General features: G+C 62.8%; 3 protein-coding genes. All 3 read left to right on the forward strand.

Features of this window, described 5'->3' with window-relative positions:
* A partial coding sequence (locus F4Y38_01450) for an aldehyde dehydrogenase family protein (protein ID MXY47943.1) occupies positions 1–813 on the forward strand: 813 nt, incomplete at its 5' end.
* Between the two features lie 71 nt (positions 814–884).
* Entirely contained in the window at positions 885–1,298 is a 414-nt protein-coding gene (locus F4Y38_01455; protein MXY47944.1) for a RidA family protein, read from the forward strand.
* Between the two features lie 16 nt (positions 1,299–1,314).
* Positions 1,315–1,839 (forward strand): 3-hydroxyanthranilate 3,4-dioxygenase, encoded by a 525-nt coding sequence (locus tag F4Y38_01460; GenBank protein ID MXY47945.1) that lies wholly within the window; start codon positions 1,315–1,317, stop codon positions 1,837–1,839.
* Positions 1,840–1,933: the final 94 nt, after the last annotated feature.

Raw genomic sequence — 1,933 nt, forward strand, 5'->3', positions numbered from 1 at the left:
GCGGTGTGTCCCTCGCCGTCGGTGTTTGTGGGTTTCGCCGGGGGGGGGGGGGGGTCGGGGCGCTGGCGTTGGGGGGGGGCGGCCGCGCCGAACTTCAAGCGGGTCTCCCTGGAGCTGGGCGGCAAGAACCCGAATATCGTCTTCGCGGACTGTCCCTACGAGGATACCCTGCAGACCGCCCTGCTGTCCTCCTTTTCCAACCAGGGAGAGATCTGCCTGTGCGGTCCGCGCATCCTCATCGAACGGCCCCTGTACGAGACCTTCCGGGACGATTTCGTCGAACGGACCCGCGGGCTGGCCGTCGGGGATCCGAGGGATACCGGCAACCGGCTCGGTGCCGTCGTGTCCGAGGCGCATATGGACAAGATCCTGTCCTACGTGGAACTGGCCAGGGAAGAAGGCGGGCGGGTCCTCTGCGGCGGGCAACGGGTGCGGGTGAACGGCCGCTGCAAGGACGGGTGGTTCGTCGCGCCCACTGTAATCGAGGGCCTGTCGCCGGACTGCCGGACCAACCAGGAAGAGATCTTCGGTCCCGTGGTGACGCTCCTGCCCTTCGATTCCGACGACGAAGCGGTGGACCAGGCCAACGGCACGCCCTACGGCCTGGCCGCCATGGTCTGGACCGACAACCTGGGCCGCGCCCACCGCGTGGCCGAACGCCTGCACGCGGGTATTATCTGGATCAACTGCTGGATGCTGCGTGACCTCCGCACGCCCTTCGGCGGCATGAAGCAGTCGGGCGTGGGCCGCGAGGGTGGATTCGAAGCCCTGCGGTTTTTCACCGAGCCCAAGAACGTGTGCATCAAGATGTAGCGGACGGTATGGACGGTACGGACGGTACGGACGATATCCCGCAAGACCAGGCGGAACGCGGAGACACGGCCATGCAACAGCATTACGATTCCGATCGGGCCCCCGAGCCGGTGGGACCCTATCCCCATGCCCGAAAGGTGGGGAACCTGCTGTTCCTGTCGGGCATCGGGCCCCGCATCAGGGGACGGCAGGACATTCCGGGCGTGACCCTGGGGCCGGACGGCGAGATCGCGTCCTACGATATCGAGCAGCAGTGCCACGCCGTTTTCCACAATGTCCGCTCCATCCTGGAAGACGCGGGCAGCGCCTGGGAGAACCTCGTGGACATCACCGTGTACCTCACCGACATGGAAAAGGACTTCACGGTATTCAACCGGATCTACCGCGAGTATTTCCGGGAGCATCAGCCCTGCCGCACCACGGTCGGGGTTTCCCGGCTCCCCACCCAAATTGCCATCGAACTGAAGTGCATCGCTACGATCTGAACAAGGAGGTCCGATCATGGCCGTAACGGCTCCATTCAATTTCAAGGCCTGGATAGACGAACACAGGCACCTGCTCAAGCCACCCGTCGGCAACCAGTGCGTCTATACGGAGGCCGAAGACTTCATCGTCATGGTCGTCGGCGGACCAAACGCCCGCAAGGACTACCACTACAATGAAGGCGAGGAGTTCTTCTACCAGGTGGAGGGCGATATCGTCCTGAAGATCATCGACGAAGGCAAGCCGGTGGACGTCCCGATCCGGGAAGGCGAGATCTTCCTCCTTCCCGCCGGGGTTCCCCATTCGCCCCAGAGACCGTCGGACACCGTGGGCCTGGTCATGGAAACCAGGCGCAGAAGCGGTGAAATCGACGGGTTCATGTGGTATTGCGAAAGCTGCGGGGAGAAACTCTACGAGGAACGTTTCGAACTGGAAGACATCGTCAGCCAGCTGCCCCCCGTCATGAACCGGTTCTTCAACAGCGAAGAACACCGTACCTGCAGGATCTGCGGCGCGGTCATGCCGAAACCGGAAGGCGGGTGATCGGGAGACTCGTAACCTCCGAAGGCGGAATACTCAGTTTTCTGCGGGTTTTTAAAGGCCTTTTCCGACTATAGCCTTAACAAGCATCGAGGAT

Source organism: Gemmatimonadota bacterium, from assembly GCA_009838645.1.
GTDB lineage: Bacteria > JAAXHH01 > JAAXHH01 > JAAXHH01 > JAAXHH01 > JAAXHH01.